This is a genomic window from Bacillus sp. CDB3, assembly GCF_002081505.1.
Taxonomy (GTDB): domain Bacteria; phylum Bacillota; class Bacilli; order Bacillales; family Bacillaceae_G; genus Bacillus_A; species Bacillus_A cereus_AT.
In genome coordinates this window covers 301,238-322,322 of record NZ_ALBR01000097.1, presented here as the reverse complement: position 1 = coordinate 322,322, position 21,085 = coordinate 301,238, and the positions used below count along the sequence as shown (strand labels likewise).

The following is a 21,085-nucleotide window of genomic DNA, read 5'->3' as shown; positions in this document are numbered from 1 at the left end:
CTTTTTCTACTATATATTAAAAGAACTTTAATTTACCTTTTTTAAGAACTAATAAAGGTCCACCTAATAGGAATAGGTAACGGTTATCGATTACTTTCTTCATGAAGGAAGCTTTCCAACCTGTTAATTTTTTACCCATAACAACGCCCATTGCATCGTCATGACCTAATGAACATACAGATCCTTTATTGTCGAATGCGAATTTTTTCATTTCGCCTTTGCCACGAACTAGCACAGTTAAGTTGTGTGCAATGTTGTAACCTTGTTGAATTGCGATTTGTGCTGTTGGTGGGTATGGACGGTTAATTTCTTCGTTAATGATTAAAGCTGCGTCACCAACCATGAATACCTCTTCGTATCCTGGAGCGTGCATATACTCATCAACTTTAACGCGGCCGCGCATTGCTTCAAAGCCAGACTCTTCTACAATACCATTACCACGAACACCTGCAGCCCAAACTACTGTTTCAGACTTCAGTAATTCAGTTTCATCACCGTTCGCAACGATAATACCTTCTTCAGTTGCTTCTTTAATTGCTGTCCCGATGCGGAATTCTACGCCTTTTTTCTCAAGTTGTTTCACAGCATACTCTACTAATGCTGGATCGAAACCTGGAAGTGCTGTTGGAGCAGCTTCAACGCAAATAATACGTGCTTTTTCACGTGGAACATTGTACTCTTTGCAAAGTTCAGGAACGCGGTTTGCAAGCTCACCTACGTACTCGATACCAGTAAATCCAGCACCACCAACAACGATTGTAACTAGCTCATCGCGTTGTTCAGTTGCATATTTAGCGAAACTAGCTTCCATATGCTCACGAATTTGACGAGTCGCATTAATGTTAGCGATTGAGAATGCATGCTCTTTTAATCCTGTAATTCCGAATGTTTCTGATTCGAAACCAAGACCGATTACTAAGTAGTCATACTCTAACTCGCCATCTTTTAAGATAATGCGTTTTTCAGCAGCTTTAATTTCTACTACTGTATCTTGTACAAAGTTCACTTTATTTGTATCGATAACGTCTTGAATATCTAGACAGATTTTTTCATCTTGTAATGTACCAGCTGCGCTCTCGTGTAACCAAGTCGCTTGGTAGTGATAGCTGTTGTTGTTTACTAACGTAATTTCAGCTTCATTTACAGATAATGCTTTTTGCAGACGAACAGTCGTAATCATCCCGCCATAACCTGCACCTAAAACTACGATTTTTGGAGTCTTCACCAAATCACAACCCTTTTCTTTATATAATAGTAATGAAAAATAATACCAAGTACTAAAAACTCTATTTGTCAAGAATGTGGAATTTATCACATTCTATATCGTAACAAAACGCAGTCAAAAAATCGTACGAAATTTGTCATAGAAATTTAACATAATACTTCCCTATATTAGTCGGTTTTATTCCAGAATTCAAGCACCTAGCGAATTATCAATATTTTAAAATAACATAGCGTTTTCAAGGGTTTTTCAGCCTTTTTTTCATGTATTTTCCTTTCCCTATATTTTATACAATCAAAAAAGCATCTATGCGAAAACTTACACACAATTCAGTCGTTTTCAGAAGTATTATAAACTCAAATATGCTATCATTTATTTGAAAGTGTCATCATTTGCAGGATTTTCATGTACATATGAACAATATATGAAATCAATATCAAAATTCCATCATCTATAGGGGGAATGAAAATGACAGAAAATCAAAAGGTTTACGACATAACAATTATTGGTGGTGGCCCAACAGGACTATTCACCGCATTTTATGGCGGAATGAGACAGGCAAGTGTAAAAATTATTGAAAGCTTACCTCAACTTGGGGGGCAATTATCTGCGCTATATCCTGAGAAATACATTTATGATGTAGCTGGATTCCCGAAAGTACGCGCACAAGAGTTAGTTGATAACTTAAAAGAGCAAATGAAGAAATTTGATCCAACCGTTTGCTTAGAGGAAGCTGTTGATACTCTTGAAAAACAGGCTGACGGCATATTTAAGCTTGTTACAAATAAACAAACTCACTACTCTAAATCTGTCATTATTACTGCTGGTAATGGTGCTTTCCAACCACGCCGCTTAGAATTAGAAGGCACAGCAAAATACGAAAAGAAAAACTTACATTATTTCGTTGATGATATGAATAAATTTGCTGGAAAACGTGTCGTTGTATTCGGCGGCGGTGACTCAGCAGTAGACTGGACGATGATGTTAGAACCGATTGCAGACAAAGTTACAATCGTTCATCGCCGTGATAAATTCCGTGCACATGAACATAGCGTAGAAAGCTTACTGAATTCCCGTGCAGAAGTAAGCACACCGTATGTTCCCGTTGAGCTCATCGGTGATGACACGATTGAACAAGTTGTTCTTCAACACGTAAAAACAGAAGAAAAAGTTATCATTGATGTTGATGACGTAATCGTAAATTACGGCTTCGTGTCTTCGCTTGGTCCAATTAAAAACTGGGGCTTAGATATTCAAAAAAACAGCATCCTCGTGAATTCAAAAATGGAAACAAATATTCCTGGCATTTATGCTGCCGGTGACATTTGTACATATGAAGGAAAAGTAAAACTCATTGCTTGCGGCTTTGGTGAAGCACCGACAGCAGTAAATAATGCAAAAGCTTACTTCGATCCAAACGCAAAACTCCAACCAATGCATAGCTCAAGTATGTTTTAATATAGAAATGAAAAGAACTCCTTTTAAATAAAAGGAGTTCTTTTCATTTACAGGCTGTGGAGAAAGTCTTCTCCACAGCCTGTTTTTGTGTCTGAACCTCTTTTTATGTGTCAACACTGATAAAAAAGAGGAAAAGGAGAGATTTCTTATGATGGGTGCTTTAAAAAATCATCGCGATGAACGTGTATCTGTTTCTGTAGAAGAGTTAGTTCCACAAGATCATTTCCTTCGTGCGATTGAAGCGACAATTCGTTTTGATTTTATTGAGGAGAAGTTACGCCCTTATTACTGTGAAAACAATGGACGTCCGTCAATCCATCCTATCGTTTTATTCAAAATGATGTTTATTGGATATTTTTATGGTATTCGTTCTGAGCGTCAATTGGAAAAGGAGATTAAAACGAATATCGCCTACCGTTGGTTTTTAGGGTTTTCTCTATCAGATACTATTCCAGATCATTCTACAATCAGTTGGAATCGCCGTACCCGTTTTATTCATACAAATATTTTCGAAGAAATTTTTGATGAGATTGTGAGGCAAGCGACGGAGAACCGGATGGTGGGAGGACGTGCACTGATGACAGATTCTACACATATTAAGGCCAATGCTAATAAAAATAAATTTGTACATAAATATAAAAAAGAAAAGGCAAAGTTTTATATAGATGAACTAGAAGCTGCGGTAATCGAAGATCGTGAGGTACACGGAAAAAAGAATTAAAACCTAGAAAGGAAAGTGATACCCCTACTAAAAAAACTCGTATAAGCACTACGGATCCAGATAGTGGATTTTTAATGAGAGATGGAAAACCGAACGGTTTTCATTTCTTAGATCATCGTACAACTGATGCGAAGTACAATATCATTACAGATACCTATATAACGGCTGGAAATATGGCAGATTCCGAGCCGTATTTAGCACGTCTACAAGCTCAAATTAATAAATTCGGATTTAAGGTGGAAGCTGTAGCTCTTGATGCAGGCTATTTTACAGGTTATATCTGTAAGAAATTATCAGAAAGAAATATATTTATGGTGATGGGGTATCGCCGATTTGGAAAGCGAAATAAAGAAGTACCGAAAAGCCAATTTAAATATGTAGAAGAAATGAATGCATTTGCTTGTCCGATGGGATGTATTTTAGAGTATGCGACAACGGATCGCGAAGGATATCGTCAATATAAATCGAATCCAGAAGACTGCGCTGTTTGTCCGCTACGTGAGGTGTGCTTTTCAAAGAAACAGAAACAAAAGTTATCACTCATCATGTATGGGAGAAATATAAAGATATCGCTAGAAAAAACAAGCTAACAGTTACAGGGAAAAAGTTGTATAAAGTACGCTGTTCAACTATAGAGCGAAGCTTTGCGGACGCCAAAGAACTCCATGGCTATCGATATGCTCGGTTTCGGGGGCTGAAGTCTGTCCAAATGCAGGCTTATCTCACCTCAGCTTGTCAAAATATGAAAAAAATAGCCCTCCATCTGACCAAAAAGGGTCTGGTGGAGGGCTATTTTTCTAAATTCTATTATTTTATGTTGTTTTCATTTGCTAAAATCAAAAAGATTTCAGAGTGTTGGGAACCCTAAAGGGTTTCCCAACACTCTGGAAATGAAAAGAACTCCTTTTAAATAAAAGGAGTTCTTTTCATTTAGAGATTCCTAATCGAAATCCCTCCTTTTCCTAAATAAAGTACATTTCAACTTAATAAAAAACACTACTTCCTTCCAAAATATGTTACAATAAAAATAGAACATACGTTTCACTCAATAGAGGGAGGTTTTATTAATGAAAGAACCGATTATCGTAACAAAAGAAGCTTTCCAAGCAGTCGGCGTCTCTATTACGACGACAAACGAAAAAGAGGCATCTACTGAAGGAGAAATTCCAAAGCTTTGGAATCGCTACTTCCAAGAACAAATCATGCATCAAATTCCAAATCAACAAACAAAAGAAACATTCGCTTTCTATTCAAACTACGAATCAGATGAAACTGGTACGTATCAATTTACGATTGGTATGCCCGTTTCTTCATTAGAAGACGTTCCTGAAAATATGACAGCTATAACAATACCTGCCGCAACGTATGCAGTATTTACAACGAGAAAAGGCCCTGTGTCTGAAGTCGTGTGCGAGGCTTGGGAACATATTTGGCAATGGTCGAAAGAAAACAAACGCGCTTTTACAACAGATTTCGAACTGTATGATGAAAAAGCAACAGATCCAAATAACGTACAATTGAATATTTATATTGCATTAGCCTAAAACATTAAAAAGAAGATGCCCTTGGTATCTTCTTTTTTTGTCGTTAAATAGCCACTGTGCAAATCCAACATTATTGTCTACAATGAGAAAGTGCAGTATAGAAATATTAGAAACTGTATAAAGTGAAACTATAATCAGTGGGGGGTTCATCTCCCCTGATTATTAGTTGAACCAATCGGGCGTTTACGGGCAGTCGATCTCCCACCTAACTTCTTTGCTCCAGCCGAATTTTGTGGTGGGAGTTTTACTGCCCGCAAATAGCGGGATAAAACGATTATTAATAGGTTTTTTAGTCTAAATTTGGTACATAGAAAGGAAGCAATATGGAGGAACTACAACAAAATAAATCTGCTTTAGAAGTAAGAGGAAAACCGTTATTAAAAAATACAAACTTCCTTTTTCTTTGGGCAGCTACTCTCTTTTCAAGTTTTGCTTTAGCCTTTTTTACTTTTTCACAAACATGGTACATAGCAAAAACATTAAACCTTGAGGCTTCACTCGGTATTGTTTTCGTGGCTCTTAGTGTTCCAAGGCTCATTTTTATGATTATTGGCGGAGCATTAGCTGATAAATTCCCGAAAAAAAATATTATGTTTTACTCTAATATTATTCGCGCTATTCTTGTCGCAACCATTCTCACCTGGTTCATCGTCGGTGATGTAACACTATATACATTTGCTTTGTTCGCTTTGTTCTTCGGACTTGCTGACGCTTTCTTCTGGTCAGCAGATGGATCTATTCTGCCTGAACTTGTAGAAAAAAGCCGTCTAACACAAGCGAATTCACTTACACAAATGACAAACCAAGCATCTGTCATTTTAGGACCTGTACTTGGCGGCATTCTCATTAAATTTACGAACTATGAAACAATTTTTTCAATTACAATCCTGCTACTTATTATAGCTGCCATACTCGTTCAAAAAATACAATTTACAGTACCCGAAAAAAATGAAACAGATAAAGGCATGTTTACTTCTATTAAAGAGGGAATTTCATATGTAAAAGAATCACCGTTTCTTTCAACTTTCCTTTTATGTAGCGCCTTTTTAAATTTATTTTTAATCGGTCCGATGCAAGTTGGCTTCCCGCTCTTCGTCAAAAACGTTCTGCACGGTGACTCACTCCAGTTCAGTTACTTAGAAGCATCTGTAGGAGGCGGAATGGCAATAGGCGCGGTCATTGTCGGATTAAAAAATATTAATCGTAGACGCGGCCTATTTTGCATTATCATGATGCTACTGTCTGGTGTATTCTTCTTATCCATCAACTTTAGCACCGTACTTTGGCAAGCATTATTAGCTGGCATGTTTTACGGTATTACGATTGCAATGGCTATCGTTCCGCTTATGGCGATGATTCAATCGACAGTAAAAGAAGAAATGATGGGACGCGTAATGAGTTTACTTATGCTCTCATCAATGGGCTTTATCCCACTTTCTTATGCATTCACATCAATCGCACTTGCAATAGGCATTCCAATCGTAACCGTTATGAAAAGCGGTGCAATCGCGGTTATCGTTTTCGTACTCTTTGTAGCGATTCGTGTTCCAGTTGTAAGGAAGTTTGATTAAATACTTAGAGTCATGTACTATACGCATGGCTCTTTTTTAAATGGATTAAACAGCGGTATTCCCTTCCTTCACCTTAATGCTGCTCCCCACTCTAATCCAACCTCTAAAAATAAATCCCGCACTGTACTATATAAAAGTGCCTTAACATTTTTACGGATTTCCCCGTATTTATACGCTCTCACAACACTCTTCACTCGCCAAATGAAGTTTCCATACACTTCTTCATCAGCTAATATTTGCTCCAGTAAAACACCTTGCTCTAGTAATCCGCTCTTTTTATACGCAAGTTCCACCTTACTCCAAAATATATTAATCTTCTTCGGATTACTCGTCATCGGCACAAGTGCGTATATAAAAGGCTTCGGTATATCGTGACGACAATACGTCTCATCAAGCTCTTACGTTCCTTTTCTTTTCCCTTTTATTTGTGGAATGTTTTTAAAAAGAATTGTTTCCCCTGGGCTTTTTTGCTCCTTTCCTCTACAGCCAGCTGCACGATTTCCACTTTCACATGCGGACATTTTCATACGGTCATCCATGCGGTCAATTGCAGAAGTAAGAAATACATATAAGTTCGCACTATACCCGCCGCGCTTATGTCTTTCTTTTGTTGCAACACGCTTTATAATTCCTAGTTCCTCTAGTTTTGCAATTGAGCGGCGTACTGTACGAATACTCTTTCCAACATTCGTTGCAATCGTCTCCATTAGCGGACAGGCGACACCCACTGTTTTTTGTTTCTCATTCACTGCATACTTTCCTAAAAAATGAATAATGATAGAATCAGTTTTATTTAATTGAAATCGGTAGCACTTCAAAACTTGTCTTTGATATGTATTAAACTCTTCTTTACTTCGAAATTCACTATATGGTTTCATTAAATTATATAAGCTTCCCATTTTTATCACCTCATTTATAAGTAAGAGGCAGGAAGAGAAATGGGCGTGATACTGAATATTTTTTATTGGAGATGAAAATATGATCGTAATTAGCGCTTGTTTAGGTGGTATCGCTTGTCGATATGACGGTAATGACAACCTCGTTTCAAAAATAGAGGAGCTTCTACAGCAAGAAGATACAGTACTCATTTGCCCTGAAGTATTAGGAGGATTGCCAACGCCTCGTCCTTCAGCTGAAATTATTGGCGGAAATGGCGATGACGTTTTGGATGGAAAAGCAAAAGTAATGACAAAAGATGGTGAAGATGTCACAGAAGCTTTCGTAAATGGTGCTTATACAGCATTAGAACAAATTAAAGATTTACACCCAGAATATATTATTTTGAAAGAACGTAGTCCATCTTGTGGTAGTTCTACAATTTACACTGGAGAATTTAACGGCAATAAGCAAATTGGTTACGGGGTAACAACTGCTTTATTTAAAAGACATGGCTTTACAGTCATTTCAGAAGAAGATTTTGAGAATAGAAAAAGGAATTGACCCTGTTCGTCAATTCCTTTTTTCTTTCTTATTTTGCACCTAATTTTTCTTTCACTTTCGCTGGAAGCTCGTCTTTCTTTACTTCTTCCCAAGCTGATACACCTTTTTTATCTGAATGATATACACGTAGGAATGCATCTTTACGTAAGTTTTTTTGTGCTGTGAATTCTAATTCTTTTTCTTTTCCGTCTTTATCAAATGCAGGTAATTTATACTCGAATGATTTGATTGGTTGACCACCATCAGCTTTTTCATTCTTCTCAATTCCATCAGCTTTAATTTGAACGTAGTACTCATCTTTACCCATACGATTTAAATCACAACCAACTAACAAACTTGCAAATACAACTAAAATACTAAACAGTGCAATGTATCTTTTCATTTCCTTCACCTCATATGTTTTTTCTTATATTCTTATCTTAAAGCCCAGAGCTTAAAGAAGAAATTCAAAAACATGACATGAACATTACACTTTTGTAAGATAATAATTATTTCTTCACTTTAGAAACCGTCATCCCGTCACCAATTGGAATAAGTACAGATTCTAAATTCGGATGAGTCGCTACCACTTCATTAAACTTCTTCATAACTTCTGTATAACGTTTTGATTTCACACTTTCATTCACTACACTACCACCAGCTAAAACATTATCTGTAACAATTAAAGCACCTGGCTTAGCAAGCTTAATGCAGTACGTTAAGTAATTTTCATAATTCTCCTTATCAGCATCGATAAAGAAGAAATCAAATCGCTTATTACCTGCAGCTAATTTTTCAAGACTTTGTAAAGCAGCACCAGTCATATACGACACTTGTTTTCCAAGTCCCGCTTTATGTAGATTGCTATGTGCTACCTCTGCATATTTCTCTTCTAGCTCAAGTGAAGTTAACGTGCCTTCTTCTCCAAAACCTTTCGCAAGACAAATTCCGCTATATCCACCTAATGCACCTATTTCTAAAATATCTTTCGCTCCAGAAATAGAAACTAACATCGTTAACAGTTTGCCCGAAGAAGGCGATACGGATATCGGCGGCATTTCGTTTTCTTTTATGGAAGTAATCACTTCATCCAAAAGCGTATCTTGACCACAAAATACGGAATCGATATAACGATTAATTTGTTTCATCAGATGCAGTCCCTTTCTCTAGATCTGCCTTCTCATCTAACATAGGCGCTTCTTCTGTTTCACTCTCATGTATTTCAAATAGTTGTGTAAATTCATTAATAACCATATCAATTGCCTTTAATTCCCCGATTAAAATTTGTTGAATAGACTGGAATTCTGGCTCACTTAATTGTTGTTTAATTGTTGCTCGTTTCAAATTCATCATTTCTAAAAAAGCAATTGCTCTCCCGCGGCGAAATGTTTTCGGCCCACGATGATGAGATCCATCTCCCCCCCTATGACGCTCACCACGGTGACGGCCTTCTTTCATGAACTTATCTTCTCTCATTTTAAATCCCCCTTTGTATACAAATGTATACGTTCGTTTTATATTTCAAAGTGTATACGTTTGTATACAAAATGTCAAAATAAAAAACCTTAAGGGAAATGAATTTTATAATTCATCTCCCTTAAGGCTTTTTCTCCGCTATCTCTTTACTGCCAATTTTTCTATGTACCTATTACCGCCAATAACGTCTTTCACGCCAGTTTCGCCACTTATCACGGATTTTATCACGTAATTTCCTTATGCCGTTTATTACACCTTCTATTATGCATTCTATTATAATATCTATCACAAGGTATCTTATAAATCTAAAAATAGAACCTATCACGTACTTCACTACAAATTCAAAAATATCTTCCAACATATATCCCCTCCTCTTTCTATCCTTCAATTATACTTGTAAGAAAGAGAACGATTAAAGCAAAATAAAAGACCTCCTTAACGATTTTATTCCATCGCTAAAAAGGTCTTTTTCTATTTCGGCCAAAAATTTAGCATTCTTCTGGCTTACCAGCATTCGACGCTGTACGGAAAGATGATCCGCATCCACATGATGCAATTGCGTTTGGATTATCGATTGTGAATCCGCCGCCAAGCATCGATTGCTTATAATCAACTTTCACTCCTTTAACAATCGGAGCACTTTCTTTATCAATAACAAATTCAACACCGAAAAATTCAAGAACTGTGTCGTCTTCTTTTGGTTCTACTTCAAATCCTAAGCCGTAAGAAAGACCACTACATCCGCCGCCGTGTACAGCAAGGCGCACGTACTTCTCTCCATCTTCAGCATCTTTTAACATATCTTTAATTTGAAAAGCTGCTTGCTCTGTTACCTCAATCATGAAATACACCATCCTTTCTGTTCTCGTTCTATTATACATCTTTACGCTTCTATCTTGTACTCATACACTCCGCGGCAAATTACTTCCGCAGGTCCTTTCATTAACACATTTCCTTCTTCTGTCCATGCAATCATTAAATCGCCACCTGCTAAGTGAACTGTAATTTCTTTACCATGTTCCATTTTTCCATTGAGAATTGCCGCAACTACAGCTGCGCATGCTCCTGTCCCGCAAGCTTGCGTTACACCAGATCCACGTTCCCAAACGCGGAAATTCATTTCTTCCTCATTCAAAATCTCGATGAACTCAACATTCACTCGCTCCGGGAACATTTCATGCGTCTCAAGAACTGGCCCTAACGTTGTAAGAGGCGCTTTTTCTACATCATCCACAAAAATAACCGCATGTGGATTCCCCATTGAAACAGCTGTAAATGCATAACGATGATTATTGTATAAGAAGTTTTCACGAATAAATGGTGTTTCTCCTTCACCAAGCATCGGTATCTCTTCGCGTGTTAAACGAGGTGCTCCCATGTCGATTTTCGCTAATGTAACTTTGTCATCTTCTACCGTTACTTCTGCCGTAACGATACCAGCTAACGTTTCAATTGTGAAAACTGTATCTTCTACTAGTTTATGCTCATACGCATATTTCGCTACGCAGCGCAAACCATTTCCACAGCTCTTCCCTTCTGAACCATCGTTATTAAACATGCGCATTTTTACTGGTGCCACGTCAGAAGGGCAAATTAAAATCATTCCATCTGCACCAATACCAGTATTAATATTTGAAACCTTTTCAGCTACAAAAGCTAAATCTTCTTCCCTAATTTGTTCCTCAAACATATTTACATATATATAACTATTGCCAAGACCATGCATTTTTGTAAAAGAAAATTGGCTCATTTTTATTCACTCCAAAAATAATTTATTATTTCAAGTATAAAATGCATGCTTTTAGAACACAATATGAATGTCCCCCGTTTCTCATATTTGACAACGTTTTGGCGATAAGTCATTCTTACACAAATCGTGTAAGAAAAAAGCCCTTCTAAAAGGGCCTTTTTTTATTTATATTCCGTATTATCCTACCCTGCGAAATAATATTTTATCTAATAGAAAAAGGTGCTGCCCATTCGCAACACCTTAAAACATTGGATTTTCATCCAAATAATCATATACATTATTTACAAGTTCTTCTACTGTTGCACCTTGTACTACTTCACCATTCACAAGGGCAAATGGTCCTTCAAAACAAATACCACAATATCCTAAACAACCATACTCCATTACATCTAAATTCGGATCTTTTTCTAATTTCTCTAAAGCTGCTTGTGAACCACTCGCAAGGTTACCTACACAAAATTCAATTAATGGTTTAATCAAAATTCTCCCCCCTGTATCTCTAAACAAATTACCATTTACTTTAATAGGTACGAAGTACATACCTAATTTACGAAACGGATAAGTAACCCTCTCTACTTGTTACCATTCCATTTTATTTATAAGAAGAAAACTAAGCTGTTTCTTGTTGTTTTCGTTACATATTCTAAACTATTTAGTTACTTCATTACTTCACTTCAAAGTAGATGACTGTTTCTATATAACATGCTATTCACAATGAAATAGTAACTAGCAAATGAAAACAGTTTACTTTACTTTTCTTCTTATTGTACAACAGAGTATTCATTCATGCATTGTTATTTGTTCACAAATTCGATATAATTTGATTGAGTAAAGTCAAAATATTTTATTAATATAAAATTTTAGGATTAGGGGATATTTCAACAGAAAAGGGGTAATCCATCATGAAACACCTCGTAATACTAGGTGGCGGCTACGGTGGAATGAGAATTCTGCAACGGCTACTTCCAAGCAACCAACTTCCGGATGATGTACAAGTGACATTAATCGACAAAGTACCATACCATTGTTTCAAAACTGAATATTATGCATTAGTAGCGGGTACAATTTCAGAAACGCATATTCGCATACCGTTTCCTGAGCACCCACGCCTTAATATTCAATACGGCACAATAACAAATATTGATCTCGAAGAAAAAGCTGTTCATCTTGATGGCGGCGAAGCAATCCAATATGATGATTTAATTATTGGACTTGGCTGTGAAGATAAATATCATAACGTTCCTGGAGCAAAGGAATATACACACAGTCTACAATCGATTGAACAAACACGTAAGACATATGAACAATTAAATAGCCTAGAACCGAATGCAACAGTTGCTGTTGTTGGCGCTGGCTTAAGTGGCGTTGAAGTAGCAAGTGAACTTCGTGAAAGCCGTTCAGATTTAAAAATCTATTTATTTGATCGAAAAGATAGAATTTTATTCCCATATCCAGAGAAATTAAGTAGATACGTAGAAGAATGGTTTGTAAAGCATAAAGTTAACATTATACGAAACTCTAACATTACAAAAGTGGAACCAAACATTGTATACAACCACGATGAACCACTTGAATGTGATGCAATCGTCTGGACAGCTGGTATTCAAGCAAATGAAGTTGTTCGAAACCTTCCAGTTGAACAAGATGGTAGCGGACGGGTTGTTTTAACAAAATATCACAATATTCCAAATAACGAGCACGTTTATGTGGTCGGAGATTGCGCAGCACTTCCACACGCACCATCTGCACAGCTTGCTGAAGGCCAAGGAGAACAAATTGTCCAAATATTATTAAAACGTTGGAACAATGATCCTCTTCCTGATGAACTACCTGTTATTAAATTAAAAGGCGTTCTTGGCTCTCTAGGTAAAAAGCACGGATTTGGTTTGCTCGCAAACCAACCATTAATGGGACGTGTACCGAGATTATTAAAATCCGGTCTTCTTTGGATGTACAAATATCATAAAGGTTAATACTTTACAGGCTGTCTACTATGTAGACAGCCTTTTTCTATTCATTTTTAAAAAATAACTTTCTCAATATAGGTTCACAAAATTTCTCTATTTTAACATTAAAAACTATCGATGAAAAGTGTATGCTATATGTAAGAGTTATTTCATTTTATTATTTTCTTTAGGACCGAATACGTTCGGTCTTATTTTTTATGCTATAAGTACTACACATAATAGGAGGCATTTCATTTCACTTATGAACTTAACAAAACTAAATAATCGAATAGAAGTGAAAAAGAAAGAATTAATCCACCTCGTTGAAAAATATGGATTTTCTCATGATAAAGTCATTTCTCTCAGTCAAGACTTAGATCGCTTGCTAAACTTATTAACGAAGCTAACTTCCGTCTCAAAACGATCTAATCCTACAAACAAAGAAAAAAGATGTTCCCTCTGAATATACTTTATTTTTCTATTTTTCTCTCTTTTTGATACGATATAACGAGAATCAGAAAGGAGCAATTTATGTTTATATTAAAAGACATCAAATATAAAAACATTCTACACATTCCTTATTTACAGATTCAACAAGAAAAAATAACTTGTATTATCGGTGAAAGTGGTAGTGGAAAAAGCACCTTACTTCGTATGTTAAATGATTTACAATCACCAACATCTGGCACAATTGAATATAATGGAAAATCTATTTTAGATTATCCTCCCATTCAATTACGACGTGAAGTTGTCATGCTTGGACAAACTCCACCTATTTTTGATGGAACAATTAAAGATAATTTATTAATGGGACTGCGCCTTTCCGAAAAGCCATTTCCAAATGACGATGCCCTGCGGGGAGCATTAACGACTGTTAGCCTAGATAAAAAATTAGAAGATAGCGCCTCTTCTTTATCAGGCGGTGAAAAACAAAGACTTGCTTTCGCTCGTATTGTACTAATGGATCCACCCGTCTATTTATTAGATGAGCCAACTTCGGCACTAGATAGTGATACAGAACGACGCGTTATGAAACAATTCACTCTACTGGCAAGAGAAAAGAAAAAAACAGTTATCTTCATCACGCACTCGCAACAACTTCCAGAAGAAATCGCAGACGATATTATTGAGATTAGTAAAACAAACGGTGCAACTAGAAAGGAAGTGCTATCAATTGAAGGGCGTTATTGAACTACAAATTTGGCAACTTGCAGCTGCATATATTTTCATCCTTATTTTAATTGGGCTTGTGAAATTAAAAGGAATACCGCGTGAGAAACAAATTACAATTGCTACATTACGTATGACGATTCAGCTCGTACTAGTCGCATATGTTCTTACATACATATTTGAAAATAGTAATCCGTTTTATACAATAGCTCTCATTACTTCTATTACTACATTTGCGATTTTTAATATTTATAAACGAGTTAATATTCCAATGTCAAAAGAATTAAAACGAGTAGCCGCCCTCTCCATGATTGCTGGATCAATTGGCCCTCTTCTACTATTTATCTTTGTCATTATCGGACACGATCCTTGGTATGCTCCGCAGTATATCGTTCCTATTGCCGGTATGCTAATCGGTAACGCTATGACAGGCATTTGCCTCGGGGCAAATACCTTTTTAAGCAGCATGAAATCACAAAGAGACCATATTGAAGGTGCACTTATGCTTGGGGCAACTCCAAAACAAGCAGCTGCCCCAAGCATACGGGACGCTTTCGATTCTGCTATTTTACCGACAATCAATTCTATGGTTGGAATGGGAATTATAAGTCTTCCAGGCATGATGACTGGTCAAATTTTATCCGGTGTATCACCATTTACAGCCATTCAATATCAAATTGCGATTATACTTGGCATTTCTGGAAGTACAGCTTTCTCTGTTATTATCTTCTTACAACTTGGGTATAAAACGTTCTTTAATAAGCGGTGTCAGTTGAAAGAAGTTGAAGTACAATCATAAAAAAGACGCTCTGCAAGTTACTTACAGAGCGTCTTTTTTCTTTGCTAATCTTACGCCTTCTTAACGAACTGTGATTTTAACTTCATAGCTCCGAAACCGTCGATTTTGCAATCAATATCGTGATCTCCCTCAACTAGACGGATACTCTTTACTTTCGTACCAATCTTAACAACTGAAGAAGTTCCTTTTACTTTTAAATCTTTAATTACAGTAACAGCATCGCCATCTTGAAGAACGTTCCCGTTCGCATCTTTTACAACTTTTGCACCATCATTATTTTCAGCTGCCGCTTCTTGGCCCCACTCATGAGCACATTCTGGACATACGAAAAGAACGCCATCCTCATACGTATATTCTGAATTACATTTTGGACAATTTGGTAAAGTAGCCATAAATTCATTTCCTCCGTTCATTATTTATACGTAAAAATCAAATTTGATGTTTACATCTCGATAAATAAAATTTGTATAGCATTTCTTTATAGTGCCATAGTCTCACGTTATTGACAAGCCTACCTCAAATTCTCATTTTTTATTGTATTTTACAAAATTTCAATTAGTATGGCGTTTTGTATTCACATTTTTCGTTAATTAACTTATTCGACATGTACTTCTTCCATCCAGCTACTCGTCTTAGATTTCACTACTATTAAGTGCTCATTTTCCCATTTTAATTTGCCTAAAAATCTAGAGTAGACTACTTCATTCCCTACTTCTTCTACCAGCAATTTATTTACCACCCTTAGCCCTTTATCGTTATACACTTCACACATTAGCTGAAACCCTTCCGAACGATGAATTCCTTTTAATATAGCCGTTTTCTTTCGACTTGGGCTCTTCTTCGGTGTTTTATCCACTAAAAATACAATCTCGTAATTCTCTTTCTGGATTTCTTGAAGCGCCTCATTCACATGCTCTTTAATCATTTCTATTGATAGTGTTGAATATTTTTCAATAGCTGGTACGACATAGAGGTGAACCAACTCACAAAAATGCTTATATTTCTCATCAACTAATTCCAGATTTAAAAATTGCATATAATCATACGGCACGAATATACAAATCTCCCCCAGAGCCTCATGTAATTCATAAGAAATATCTTTATTAGGGTTTGCTAGGCAATATATATCTATATTTTCTACAGTTCCTAATCCAAGATCCAACCTACTTAATCTCTTTGAAAAAATCAATTCAAAAATTCTCATTTCATGTAATCGATTATAATGTTTTTTAGGACGTTTCTTAGCCCAATCATAAAAATGAACATACATCATACTACCTTTTCCTCCTAATATCATTTACTTTCTAATATACAAAAAGAAGAACCTTCACAAGATTCTTCTTTTCAAAATAAACGGTTTCCCTCTAGAAAAACCACATGTTTTCGTCAATGTAAGTTTGATATTCTTCTAATTCTTCTTCATCCAACTTTTTATTATTTACATACACTTCTTGCCATTCGAAATAATCATCAGTTAAATATACGGCGAACTTAATTTTCACATCTTTCTTTTCTTCATAATCATAACCAGTAAACTCTACTACGTCATAATCTTTTTCTTTTTTGACATACTTCCAATTTGGTTTGTCTGTGATAGTCTCTAAAACCTCTCCTTCAAGACTTAAGCGAACAACATTTTTAATATTCGGTTCGGTTGGTAAATAAGCTAAACCGCAACTAGCACCAGCAAACAATACAAATACTATTACCTGCAAACCAATCATAAGCCCGATATGAGCGCCACCTTTTGATTGTAAATAATACTCTTTTTTATACTCAGGCACATCTTCTACTTTATGTAAAATGCGTGTAACATGCTTATAATATAATCGATTTCCTTGCCATCCAGTAAACAGCATCGTTCCAGCATATATGATAAAATCTATCCACATTGGTATATCAATAAAAGTAGCTATAATTAAAGTAGGTACCGCCAATAACGTAAGTATAATAAACAACTTATACATTTTACGATAAGCTAACCAAAAAGTTGGGAAGAAAAAGGCTACCCAATTCCACGTATTTCCTTGCGCTGGATTTTCTACTTTGCCCCACTTAAAGTCATAATAAGCTGTATTCTTTTTAACAACTTTATGTAAATCTTGCGTAGAAATTGTTTCTTGTAAAACAGTGTCCTTCACGTACATCATCCTTCTCTTATTTCTATATAACTTTATTGTATACATACAAAATGAAGGAATCTAACAAAAAGTACATATATTTCATAAAAATGAACGGAAATCGAATATATTCCGACAATTATCCGTTTCTTATTCCATTTTACTTTTAAATATATTAGAATACTTATGAATGATACATTTAATACACTAAGTTAAGCATTTTACATAGTCATAAAAAAAGATGTCCCAAAATCATTTTGAAACACCCTTCTCCTATTATATAAAATTACGATTGTGATATAACCAAACCTAAAATCTCGACTTAGGGAATTTCACAAATTAGCGTTCTACTATTTCAAACATATTTCCACTTACACAACTAATGAATAATCTATCATTAACTTCCTTAATTGATACAATAAAATCTATTTCAACAACATTTTTAGGCAGTTTCATTATATCTTTTATTTCGCCACATTCAGCATCAAGTATTATTAATTCTAAATTTGAAGTAGCAATGTAAATTTCACCATCTCTATATAACAGAACCCTTGCAATATCATGTAGAGTCGTATTGTTCCAAATCACTTTACCTGTTTGAATATTAATACCACAAATTCTTCCTTCTCCTAAGGACAATACCATCATCTCTCCGATAAGAAATGGAGGCAATTCAATTTCAAAAGGCATATTTACTTCATATAACTTTTGACCGCTCTTATGGTCATAACATTGTATTTGTCTACTTACATCTTCATATTCATACTCAGTTCTTGTTAATAGTATTTTTGATTCCTGTGATGCAATGTAAGAGTACTGTACCTCATCAAAGGCTTTTTCAAAAATTAAGTTACAACCTTCTTTTCCATATTCCCAATTTTGTAATGAATCTATTGCTACACATATAAAATGTTCATTAGTTAAAGTAACTGGTTCATTTGGATTACAATCTTCCATCATTTGTTTCCATAGTGTAGAAGCGTCTAATAATTGAATGGCAATTGCAGTGTTACTATATACATCAACTTCCCCATCTTCATCAAAAGAATTTCCTGCTAACACATAGTAATCTGAGCCAAGATGACACTGCACCATTTCTCCTCCGACTCGGACATTCTTTTCCCATACTTTCACTCCACTTTCAAGCTCTAATAAAATATTATAGCCTTCCTGTGTAATAACTAATAAACGTGATAATTCTTCCCTCATAGTTTTTACATCTTGTATAATATGCCCTTCTATTGCTAAATCCCATAGAAGCTCCCCAGAACTTGATGAAATAGCGTACAATTTCGCAATACTTTCTCCAAATCTATTCGCATGCCAAATAATTATGACACCATTCACAGTTATACAATTACAATCTTCTACTAGTGGAATATGGCACTGCCAAATCTCTTCTTTCGTTTCACTATCGAGTTTACGAATTTCGTGGTTATTTTCCTCCACATAAAAGATACTCTTCTCATCATGAGATAGTACCGGGGGAAATATCGGTTCAACCTCTATCCCCTTTACATACTTCCAATTTAATTCATATCTATCACTTGTAGCATGATAAGTTCGATACATAATTGCGTCATTTCCATTTACAAGTTCAGGAACAAATGGCTCAATTTCTAACATTCTATGATAAGCATCTTTAATTCGAAAAGAATCCACTCCACTTACGTAAATAGACTCTATCTCTTTTTTTAGAAACGAAAAGATTACTCGTAAAAATTGCTCGCTATCAACACTTGCTAACTTCTTGCCTCTCTGATTAATAATGAGAAATTCCCCATCTTTCTTCTTAAATTCCACCTTTTTTTCATATTCATTTAAGAAAATTGTTGCATCATTATATTAAAAAAACTCGACCCAAGCGTCAAATAACCGACAAATCGGGTCTATTATGTCTGTTTTTTCTTGAAACACAATACTCTCATCTATACTAAATACTATTTCTCCAGCATTTTCTATTGGCAGTTTATTTAGCTCAATTTGAAACTTTTTCATTCGTTCCTCCCTCTTGGTCACGTCGAAATACTATAGTTATTTACCCCACATTCTCCTTCACTTTCTCAATAACATCTTCTATACGCTTAGCTATACATTCTAGCTCCCAATCTCCCTCACCGTGCATAGCTGTATAAACCGGACAATTTTCATCATTACTATCTACAAAGATTGGGTCCCCAAGATATGAATCTATCCCAATTACAATCCATCCTTCTTTCCAATCTCCCTCTTCATTCCCGATTAAACTTTGCCCTTCATCATCAAAGCTATAACCAAGTTGTCCTTCTTCTATTTCCTCACTATTAAATAATTCTATCGTCATCGGTTCAAATTCATACTCTAACTCAATTTCATTATCCCCAGCACGATCTACATATTTTAAAAGTTGTTTAATTTTATTGTGGTTAATCATAATATTTTCTCCATTCTATCTTTTAAAAATTTAATTTCATTCATAATGAGCTGCCGCAAGTAACATCTGGGCAATAAACTTCCATGGAATATTTTCTGGAAGCTTCTCCCCTTGATTTATATAAACACCCTCATAGGCACCTAACCAACCATGTAATGCCTCTAAATAAGTCTCTACCTCTATATTCTCCCATTCATCTTGATTCACTTTGAAATCCTTTTGAAGATATGCAAGAAACTTCAACAAGTCTTCTTTAGAATTTACATGATCAAGGTATTCAAATACATCCATATTCTTTCCCCCTTTCTATTGCTCGTCATTTAAACTAACTATAATATATGAAATAAGATTCTTAAAACTATTATTTGAGGTGACCAAATATGAAGACTACACTTTGGACAGAAGATGACTATTTAAAATTAGCACCCATTAACGACGAACTAATAAAAAAAGCTGAAGAAGTACTAAACGTAAAGCTTCCAGAATCGTACATAAATCTTCTAAAAGAACAAAATGGAGGAACGCTTCGCCTTGATGCACACCCTACTTCAGAGCCAAATTCTTGGGCGGATGATCATGTTAATGTTTCTGGCTTATATGGCATTTCTTTTGATGAAAATGAATCTAGTATTTTAGAGAGCCATTATTTAATTCAGGAATGGGAAATGCCTGAGAACCTCGTACTTTTATCTGGGGACGGCCATACGTGGATTGCATTAGACTATCGAAATGTAGCTGAAAATCCTCCAGTTATATTTATTGATAATGAAGTTGAGCAAATAATTGAATTAGCGCCTAATTTTGAAAGCTTCTTACAAAACTTAACTACTTACGATTATGATGAAGAGTAAGCTTCGCTCTAAAGAGGAGCAAGGTTTTATTACAAATTTACACGCTGCTTTAAAACCACTTGGATTTAAGAAGAAAAGACATACATTTTCCACAGCTGATAACGGATTTTATAAGATCATTCATATACAAAAAAGCCAGTTTGGAGATGATTTCTATATAAATATAGGTGTTCATCCAATTGGTCTCCCGCAACTTATTACGGACCAATTACAAGTAAAAGAAAACATCTCAATATTCGATTGCATTCTACGAACAAGGATAGAGCCTATACATATGAAACAGGACCAGTTATTACATAATGTTTCACATGAAACTATCGACATTCCGAATTACCTTTCTACTATTTTCAACTGGTTTCAAGTGTGGGCGTCTTATGAAAATTTAGCAAAAACAAATATACATTCCATTACTCCTGTACTAGCTGTCGTTCCAATATTACAAGAAAAAGCGTTTCTGCTTCTTACTTGTTTTTCTTTCTACAACTTAAAACAGTACGAACAAGCTAATCTTTACTTACAGCAATACTTGCATTGTGCTGTGCATCTTAATACCGAGGAGAAAGAGCTAGTATTCTTTCATGAAGTTGATATGTATATGAAAAAACTAGTAGAAAACGCAATGTAA

Annotated in this window: 23 protein-coding genes and 3 pseudogenes; 11 read left to right on the top strand and 15 right to left on the bottom strand. The window is 35.5% G+C overall.

Features of this window, described 5'->3' with window-relative positions:
* Positions 1-16: 16 nt before the first annotated feature.
* Positions 17-1,225 (bottom strand): NAD(P)/FAD-dependent oxidoreductase, encoded by a 1,209-nt coding sequence (locus CDB3_RS25855; protein ID WP_098666221.1) that lies wholly within the window; start codon positions 1,223-1,225, stop codon positions 17-19.
* A 465-nt stretch (positions 1,226-1,690) separates the two neighbouring features.
* Between CDB3_RS25855 and CDB3_RS25850 the strand changes: the two genes are divergently transcribed.
* The 4 genes and pseudogenes from CDB3_RS25850 to CDB3_RS25835 all read left to right on the top strand — a co-directional run bounded on the left by CDB3_RS25850 (position 1,691) and on the right by CDB3_RS25835 (position 6,516).
* The gene (locus tag CDB3_RS25850) at positions 1,691-2,680 is read left to right on the top strand and encodes an NAD(P)/FAD-dependent oxidoreductase (RefSeq protein WP_128856434.1); all 990 of its coding nucleotides are present in this window, start codon (positions 1,691-1,693) and stop codon (positions 2,678-2,680) included.
* A gap of 148 nt (positions 2,681-2,828) precedes the next feature.
* Positions 2,829-4,269: pseudogene (locus CDB3_RS25845) on the top strand (IS1182 family transposase).
* A 199-nt stretch (positions 4,270-4,468) separates the two neighbouring features.
* Positions 4,469-4,945, top strand: a complete 477-nt coding sequence (locus CDB3_RS25840) for a GyrI-like domain-containing protein (protein WP_128856433.1) — start codon at positions 4,469-4,471, stop codon at positions 4,943-4,945.
* Between the two features lie 323 nt (positions 4,946-5,268).
* Positions 5,269-6,516, top strand: coding sequence for an MFS transporter (locus CDB3_RS25835; protein ID WP_128856432.1), 1,248 nt, complete (start codon positions 5,269-5,271; stop codon positions 6,514-6,516).
* A gap of 68 nt (positions 6,517-6,584) precedes the next feature.
* Here CDB3_RS25835 and CDB3_RS25830 read toward each other — a convergent pair.
* Positions 6,585-7,415: pseudogene (locus CDB3_RS25830) on the bottom strand (helix-turn-helix domain-containing protein).
* Positions 7,416-7,494: 79 nt separating this feature from the next.
* Between CDB3_RS25830 and CDB3_RS25825 the strand changes: the two are divergent.
* Complete coding sequence (locus tag CDB3_RS25825; protein ID WP_128856431.1) at positions 7,495-7,956, top strand: 2-thiouracil desulfurase family protein; 462 nt, start codon at positions 7,495-7,497, stop codon at positions 7,954-7,956.
* Between the two features lie 28 nt (positions 7,957-7,984).
* On the opposite strand, the gene CDB3_RS25820 is transcribed toward CDB3_RS25825, so the two are convergent.
* From CDB3_RS25820 to CDB3_RS25790, 7 genes are all read right to left on the bottom strand, one after another.
* Entirely contained in the window at positions 7,985-8,338 is a 354-nt protein-coding gene (locus CDB3_RS25820; protein WP_179139757.1) for a YxeA family protein, read from the bottom strand.
* Between the two features lie 106 nt (positions 8,339-8,444).
* Complete coding sequence (locus CDB3_RS25815) at positions 8,445-9,083, bottom strand: O-methyltransferase (protein ID WP_128856429.1); 639 nt, start codon at positions 9,081-9,083, stop codon at positions 8,445-8,447.
* Entirely contained in the window at positions 9,070-9,411 is a 342-nt protein-coding gene (locus tag CDB3_RS25810; RefSeq protein ID WP_128856428.1) for a hypothetical protein, read from the bottom strand. Before CDB3_RS25810 ends, CDB3_RS25815 begins: the two co-directional genes overlap by 14 nt.
* Positions 9,412-9,583: 172 nt before the next feature.
* On the bottom strand, positions 9,584-9,772 hold the full coding sequence (locus CDB3_RS25805) for a hypothetical protein (protein ID WP_128856427.1): 189 nt from the start codon (positions 9,770-9,772) through the stop codon (positions 9,584-9,586).
* A 127-nt stretch (positions 9,773-9,899) separates the two neighbouring features.
* The gene (locus tag CDB3_RS25800) at positions 9,900-10,253 is read right to left on the bottom strand and encodes a HesB/IscA family protein (RefSeq protein WP_000573823.1); all 354 of its coding nucleotides are present in this window, start codon (positions 10,251-10,253) and stop codon (positions 9,900-9,902) included.
* Between the two features lie 41 nt (positions 10,254-10,294).
* A complete protein-coding gene (gene dapF, locus CDB3_RS25795; protein WP_128856426.1) occupies positions 10,295-11,161 on the bottom strand; it encodes a diaminopimelate epimerase in 867 nt (288 codons plus the stop codon).
* 240 nt (positions 11,162-11,401) lie between these two features.
* On the bottom strand, positions 11,402-11,641 hold the full coding sequence (locus CDB3_RS25790) for a YuzB family protein (protein WP_000595025.1): 240 nt from the start codon (positions 11,639-11,641) through the stop codon (positions 11,402-11,404).
* Between the two features lie 422 nt (positions 11,642-12,063).
* On the opposite strand from CDB3_RS25790, the gene CDB3_RS25785 reads away from it, so the two are divergent.
* The 4 genes from CDB3_RS25785 to CDB3_RS25770 all read left to right on the top strand — a co-directional run bounded on the left by CDB3_RS25785 (position 12,064) and on the right by CDB3_RS25770 (position 15,076).
* Positions 12,064-13,134, top strand: a complete 1,071-nt coding sequence (locus tag CDB3_RS25785; protein WP_128856425.1) for an NAD(P)/FAD-dependent oxidoreductase — start codon at positions 12,064-12,066, stop codon at positions 13,132-13,134.
* Between the two features lie 235 nt (positions 13,135-13,369).
* Positions 13,370-13,570 carry an aspartyl-phosphate phosphatase Spo0E family protein gene (locus CDB3_RS25780; RefSeq protein ID WP_128856424.1) on the top strand — a complete coding sequence of 67 codons (201 nt, stop codon included), beginning with the start codon at positions 13,370-13,372 and terminating at the stop codon, positions 13,568-13,570.
* Positions 13,571-13,638: 68 nt separating this feature from the next.
* A complete protein-coding gene (locus CDB3_RS25775) occupies positions 13,639-14,298 on the top strand; it encodes an ABC transporter ATP-binding protein (protein WP_071748218.1) in 660 nt (219 codons plus the stop codon).
* A complete protein-coding gene (locus CDB3_RS25770; protein WP_128856423.1) occupies positions 14,282-15,076 on the top strand; it encodes an ABC transporter permease in 795 nt (264 codons plus the stop codon). Before CDB3_RS25775 ends, CDB3_RS25770 begins: the two co-directional genes overlap by 17 nt.
* A 50-nt stretch (positions 15,077-15,126) precedes the next feature.
* On the opposite strand, the gene phnA is transcribed toward CDB3_RS25770, so the two are convergent.
* From phnA to CDB3_RS25740, 6 genes and pseudogenes are all read right to left on the bottom strand, one after another.
* On the bottom strand, positions 15,127-15,468 hold the full coding sequence (gene phnA / locus CDB3_RS25765) for an alkylphosphonate utilization operon protein PhnA (protein ID WP_128856460.1): 342 nt from the start codon (positions 15,466-15,468) through the stop codon (positions 15,127-15,129).
* 203 nt (positions 15,469-15,671) lie between these two features.
* Entirely contained in the window at positions 15,672-16,349 is a 678-nt protein-coding gene (locus tag CDB3_RS25760; protein WP_128856422.1) for a hypothetical protein, read from the bottom strand.
* 91 nt (positions 16,350-16,440) lie between these two features.
* The gene (locus tag CDB3_RS25755) at positions 16,441-17,223 is read right to left on the bottom strand and encodes a DUF2628 domain-containing protein (RefSeq protein ID WP_128856459.1); all 783 of its coding nucleotides are present in this window, start codon (positions 17,221-17,223) and stop codon (positions 16,441-16,443) included.
* Positions 17,224-17,535: 312 nt separating this feature from the next.
* A pseudogene (locus CDB3_RS25750) lies at positions 17,536-19,194 on the bottom strand (outer membrane protein assembly factor BamB family protein).
* Positions 19,195-19,234: 40 nt separating this feature from the next.
* Complete coding sequence (locus CDB3_RS25745; protein ID WP_128856421.1) at positions 19,235-19,609, bottom strand: hypothetical protein; 375 nt, start codon at positions 19,607-19,609, stop codon at positions 19,235-19,237.
* Positions 19,610-19,645: 36 nt separating this feature from the next.
* Positions 19,646-19,900 (bottom strand): DUF7660 family protein, encoded by a 255-nt coding sequence (locus tag CDB3_RS25740; protein ID WP_098766330.1) that lies wholly within the window; start codon positions 19,898-19,900, stop codon positions 19,646-19,648.
* An 89-nt stretch (positions 19,901-19,989) separates the two neighbouring features.
* Here CDB3_RS25740 and CDB3_RS25735 point away from each other — a divergent pair, with 89 nt between their 5' ends.
* Both CDB3_RS25735 and CDB3_RS25730 read left to right on the top strand, forming a co-directional pair.
* Positions 19,990-20,460, top strand: coding sequence for an SMI1/KNR4 family protein (locus CDB3_RS25735; protein WP_128856420.1), 471 nt, complete (start codon positions 19,990-19,992; stop codon positions 20,458-20,460).
* Positions 20,447-21,085, top strand: coding sequence for a DUF4304 domain-containing protein (locus tag CDB3_RS25730; protein WP_128856419.1), 639 nt, complete (start codon positions 20,447-20,449; stop codon positions 21,083-21,085). The genes CDB3_RS25735 and CDB3_RS25730 overlap by 14 nt, the downstream gene beginning before the upstream one ends.

Excerpts from the sequence above, each read along its gene's own strand:
- CDB3_RS25800 (WP_000573823.1), bottom strand. The coding sequence starts at position 10,253 with ATGATTGAGGTAACAGAGCAAGCAGCTTTTCAAATTAAAGATATGTTA.
- CDB3_RS25740 (WP_098766330.1), bottom strand. The coding sequence starts at position 19,900 with ATGGATGTATTTGAATACCTTGATCATGTAAATTCTAAAGAAGACTTG.
- CDB3_RS25755 (WP_128856459.1), bottom strand. The coding sequence starts at position 17,223 with ATGTACGTGAAGGACACTGTTTTACAAGAAACAATTTCTACGCAAGAT.
- CDB3_RS25810 (WP_128856428.1), bottom strand. The coding sequence starts at position 9,411 with ATGAGAGAAGATAAGTTCATGAAAGAAGGCCGTCACCGTGGTGAGCGT.
- CDB3_RS25835 (WP_128856432.1), top strand. The coding sequence starts at position 5,269 with ATGGAGGAACTACAACAAAATAAATCTGCTTTAGAAGTAAGAGGAAAA.
- CDB3_RS25785 (WP_128856425.1), top strand. The coding sequence starts at position 12,064 with ATGAAACACCTCGTAATACTAGGTGGCGGCTACGGTGGAATGAGAATT.
- CDB3_RS25760 (WP_128856422.1), bottom strand. The coding sequence starts at position 16,349 with ATGATGTATGTTCATTTTTATGATTGGGCTAAGAAACGTCCTAAAAAA.
- CDB3_RS25840 (WP_128856433.1), top strand. The coding sequence starts at position 4,469 with ATGAAAGAACCGATTATCGTAACAAAAGAAGCTTTCCAAGCAGTCGGC.
- CDB3_RS25815 (WP_128856429.1), bottom strand. The coding sequence starts at position 9,083 with ATGAAACAAATTAATCGTTATATCGATTCCGTATTTTGTGGTCAAGAT.
- CDB3_RS25745 (WP_128856421.1), bottom strand. The coding sequence starts at position 19,609 with ATGATTAACCACAATAAAATTAAACAACTTTTAAAATATGTAGATCGT.
- CDB3_RS25730 (WP_128856419.1), top strand. The coding sequence starts at position 20,447 with ATGATGAAGAGTAAGCTTCGCTCTAAAGAGGAGCAAGGTTTTATTACA.
- phnA (WP_128856460.1), bottom strand. The coding sequence starts at position 15,468 with ATGGCTACTTTACCAAATTGTCCAAAATGTAATTCAGAATATACGTAT.
- dapF (WP_128856426.1), bottom strand. The coding sequence starts at position 11,161 with ATGAGCCAATTTTCTTTTACAAAAATGCATGGTCTTGGCAATAGTTAT.
- CDB3_RS25850 (WP_128856434.1), top strand. The coding sequence starts at position 1,691 with ATGACAGAAAATCAAAAGGTTTACGACATAACAATTATTGGTGGTGGC.
- CDB3_RS25825 (WP_128856431.1), top strand. The coding sequence starts at position 7,495 with ATGATCGTAATTAGCGCTTGTTTAGGTGGTATCGCTTGTCGATATGAC.
- CDB3_RS25820 (WP_179139757.1), bottom strand. The coding sequence starts at position 8,338 with ATGAAAAGATACATTGCACTGTTTAGTATTTTAGTTGTATTTGCAAGT.
- CDB3_RS25775 (WP_071748218.1), top strand. The coding sequence starts at position 13,639 with ATGTTTATATTAAAAGACATCAAATATAAAAACATTCTACACATTCCT.
- CDB3_RS25805 (WP_128856427.1), bottom strand. The coding sequence starts at position 9,772 with ATGTTGGAAGATATTTTTGAATTTGTAGTGAAGTACGTGATAGGTTCT.
- CDB3_RS25780 (WP_128856424.1), top strand. The coding sequence starts at position 13,370 with ATGAACTTAACAAAACTAAATAATCGAATAGAAGTGAAAAAGAAAGAA.
- CDB3_RS25735 (WP_128856420.1), top strand. The coding sequence starts at position 19,990 with ATGAAGACTACACTTTGGACAGAAGATGACTATTTAAAATTAGCACCC.